Raw genomic sequence first — 3,786 nt, 5'->3', positions numbered from 1 at the left:
TCATTAATAAATCCCGAAGGGATGAAATGATTATAGAAATGAGACGAATATCAAGGAGAATCCCGAAGGGATGGAATAATTAGAAATACGCATTAGAACCAAAAAATTCGAATGCCCGATAAATAAAATTTTATCGGGCATTATTTTTGTAATAACAATATCAGGAATGATTCGTTTATAAAATTCAGCAAGAAAGAATTTGAAAAGACTTAGGTATTTTCGCTTAAAAAATCTTTTCAAATCCTGTTAAATTTTAAGAGAAAAGCTAATAAATTTACAACAGATGTCGTTATATCTGTGATGTATCTGTCAAATATTGCTAATGAGATTTTTATTATTATCGAGTTTGTGTGTCTTGATTTCTGCCGATATAGTAGCCCAGCAAGCTGTTTTTCGTTCGCAGAGTGCCAATCTTAATAGCTATTCAACACCAAGCAAATCCTTATCAAATTCATCAAATACGAAGTCGTTTGTGCCTGCTCAGGATACTCAAACACAAGTAGTAAAAAAGAAATTGGCTCCGAAAGGAGTAAATATTCATCTTTTGCCACTTTTTGGAGAATTCGAGAAAACCGATGCACAAAAAGCGATTGATGAAGAATTTCTGAAAGCTTGCGATGCCAATTTCAAGACCCGTAGCGAAGCCAGCGAATTTTTTGCCACTCGTGCATGGGAGTATTTGAGCGAAGGTGAAAAAGATACCGCAACGTATCGCTTCAATTTGGCTTACTTGCTCGACGACGAAAATGCAGAGGCATATTGGGGATTGGGCGTAATTGCCTACCAAAACGAAAAGTACGCCCAAGCCATTGATTTGATGAATCGTGGGCTCGAAATTGAAGATGATGACAATGTAACGCTCATCGTTGACCTTTCTACGGTTTATATCAAATGCTTCACGGTTGATGCCGAAAAAGAAGATTTAAAAAAGGCATTTGAGTTACTCACCAAGGCACTCACGAAGCAGCCAGATTCTGCCAATGCACTGATGCAGCTATCTTTGGCCAAATTACTCAACAACGAAATCGACGAAGCTTGGGAGCGTTTTCATCAAGGATACGAACTTGACCCCGACAATGCCAGCATTGAGATTCTCGAAGGACTTTTGGCTAAAAAAGAAGACCCAAGAGGCATTTTTAAGAAGAAAAACTAAGTATTTATATAGAGCCAAAGCCCAACACTTTGGCTCATTCTTTTATCAAAAACTGCATTTCGTTGTGCTTTTCGTAAAACAAGGTTTCAATATTTCAAAAAATGGTGTAGTTGCCGAAATCCAACATTCATATAACGGACTACCCAACGGCACCTTTCTTCAATCTACCATCAGTAATAAAATTTGGGAAATCAAAGGCCGACTAACTTTCTCGCACGTTGAGCATCTACAAGTTTTGTTTGGAAATGAAACGCTATCGCCTATGTTGATGAGTTTTGCTTCGGCCGAACAACTCGAAAAATCAAAGGCTGAGATTTTGGATAGCGAAAAAGCCAATATCTTTCAATACATCATTTATAACCGAGAAAATTCTATTCCGAAAGATGGCGAAGAATTGATTGCTATTAATCTTTGAGAGAATGCCATATGAGCAAAAATGATTGAAGAAATTTATTGTTAAAGTCGCTTCAACCAAACAAATCCTACCGCCGAAGCAACCCCAAAAGACCCCAAAATATACCAAAGAGCATCAAAGCCAAAGTGTGCAATGGTCTGAGTACCTACCAGCGGGGCAGAAATCTGAGCTACTGACCAAGTCATGGAATGTAGTGCCGAATACTGCCCACGATTATGAGGTTTCGAGCGTTCGATACTGAAAGCATTCATAAAAGGCATAGCAAAGATTTCGGAGAAAGTAGCAAACAAAATTCCGATAATTAGCCAAGCATAATTATGCGAAAACAAAAAGATAATGTAATTGACCACTACCAAACTTGCACCAAAACTTATCAAATAAAGCTTCTCGAACTTTCCTTCAATTTTATAAATCAATATCATTTCCACTAAGGCAACAATCAGTCCGTTTAGTCCCAAAATATAGCCAATTTGTATTTCTGATAATGCACAAACTTGTTTGTAGAAAACTGGGCCAATTGTGAAAAGCTGAAAGAATGCAACCGCATACATGGTTGTAAGGAGCAGAAAAAACCAATATTTTCGGTCACGATAGGCCGAATCTTTTGGGTCTATTTCTACTTTATTTGCCTTAATATCAGCTCTTTTCTGACGAGAACTTCTTAAAAAGAAAAATACTAACGTTGCTGCTCCGATATTCGTTAGTCCATCAGCCCAAAACAATAAAGTATAATCTCTTGAAGCCAAGAAACCTCCAACAGCAGGCCCAATCGACCAACCAATATTGATGGCCAAACGAATCAGAGAAACCGAGCGAGTGAAAGTTTCGGGTGTACTAAAATCAGCAATCGAAGCAGTATTGGCGGGGCGATAGGCTTCGCCAAAAGCACTCAAAAAGAAAACTAAAGTGCAGATAACGTAATAGTTTTGGGTTTGAGAAAGCAATAAAAACATGATGCCCCCCAACATTAAACTAAATAATTGTACTGGAAAATAACCAATTAAGTCGGTCAATTTTCCGCCAAGAAAAGTCCCGCAGATTGAGCCAACACCAAATATAACCATTACAAAACCCGCATCAGTAATGCTAAAACCCAGCTTTTGAGTTAAATAAAGGGTTAAAAAGGCCACAACCATTCCGCCACTTCGATTAATGAGCATCACCAATGCCAACAACCAAACTTGCCGAGATAAACCACCAAAAGCATTACGATAAAGAGAAAGCATATTTTAATGTATAATGAACAATTGATAATGTAAAATTCAATCTTTATTATTTCTTTCTCGAGTTGAGAACATTTACACTATTTCCTGTAAAATTAGCTTTTTAAGCATTTGCATCAAACCAAACTATTGATTAGTTTTGTCAGATAAAGTATGCTTGCATACTATTTTCTATTCACCATTACATTAAATCTTACAAATGGAAGCATATATTTATGATGCCGTTCGCACGCCTCGTGGCCGTGGAAAATCGGACGGTTCTCTGCACGAAATACAACCTGTTGACCTTCTCGCAACAGTTCTGAAGGCTATAAAAGAACGCCACGACCTCGATACAAGTTATATCGATGATGTAATTATGGGCTGTGTTTCGCCAATTGGTGAGCAAGGGGCTGATATTGCTCGTACGGCAGTTTTGGCGGCTGGTTATGCCCAAAGTGTGGCGGGCGTACAGGTCAATCGTTTCTGTTCGTCGGGTCTGGAGGCCATCAACATGGCGGCGGCCTATGTGATGTCGGGACAAGTAGATATGTTGGTAGCTGGCGGTGTAGAGTCGATGTCGAGAGTGCCAATGGGTTCGGATGGTGGAGCGTTGATGATGAATCCGCAGATAATTTCTCAGCATAAAATTGTTCCGCAAGGTATTTCGGCCGATTTGATTGCTACAAAATATGGTTATTCTCGTAATGACGTTGATACTTTTGCCGTAGAATCTGTACGCAGAGCCGTAGCGGCACAAGCGGCAAATCGCTATAAATCAATTGTGCCAGTAAAAGATGAAATTGGTATTACGGTACTCGACCGTGACGAAGGTATTCGTCCAGATACAACGCTTGAGTCTTTGGGAAAACTAAAACCAGCTTTCGAGATGATGGGCGGCATGGGTCTTGATGCTTTAGCTTTATTGAAATACAATGAGTTGGTGAATATCAACCACGTGCATCACGCAGGAAATTCATCGCAGTTGACCGATGGGGCAGGGGCTTTATTAATAG

The 3,786-nt window shown here is 39.2% G+C and carries 4 protein-coding genes; 3 read left to right on the top strand and 1 reads right to left on the bottom strand.

Going from position 1 to position 3,786, the window contains the following annotated elements; genetic code table 11:
* The first annotated feature begins 322 nt into the window (after positions 1-322).
* Positions 323-1,153, top strand: coding sequence for a tetratricopeptide repeat protein (locus ACOVO2_RS13225; RefSeq protein WP_421770436.1), 831 nt, complete (start codon positions 323-325; stop codon positions 1,151-1,153).
* Between the two features lie 64 nt (positions 1,154-1,217).
* Positions 1,218-1,568 carry a hypothetical protein gene (locus ACOVO2_RS13220; protein WP_421770435.1) on the top strand — a complete coding sequence of 117 codons (351 nt, stop codon included), beginning with the start codon at positions 1,218-1,220 and terminating at the stop codon, positions 1,566-1,568.
* A 41-nt stretch (positions 1,569-1,609) separates the two neighbouring features.
* Here the strand turns inward: ACOVO2_RS13220 and ACOVO2_RS13215 are convergent, their stop codons facing one another.
* Positions 1,610-2,794, bottom strand: coding sequence for an MDR family MFS transporter (locus ACOVO2_RS13215; RefSeq protein WP_421770434.1), 1,185 nt, complete (start codon positions 2,792-2,794; stop codon positions 1,610-1,612).
* A gap of 196 nt (positions 2,795-2,990) precedes the next feature.
* Between ACOVO2_RS13215 and ACOVO2_RS13210 the strand changes: the two genes are divergently transcribed.
* Positions 2,991-3,786 (top strand): beta-ketoacyl synthase N-terminal-like domain-containing protein (locus ACOVO2_RS13210; RefSeq protein WP_421770433.1); only part of this gene is annotated, 796 nt, incomplete at its 3' end.

Source organism: Emticicia sp., assembly GCF_049241225.1.
In the GTDB taxonomy this organism is placed as follows: domain Bacteria; phylum Bacteroidota; class Bacteroidia; order Cytophagales; family Spirosomataceae; genus Emticicia.
Note: the sequence above shows the minus strand (reverse complement) of the source record. Positions and strands in the feature narration are given on the sequence as shown.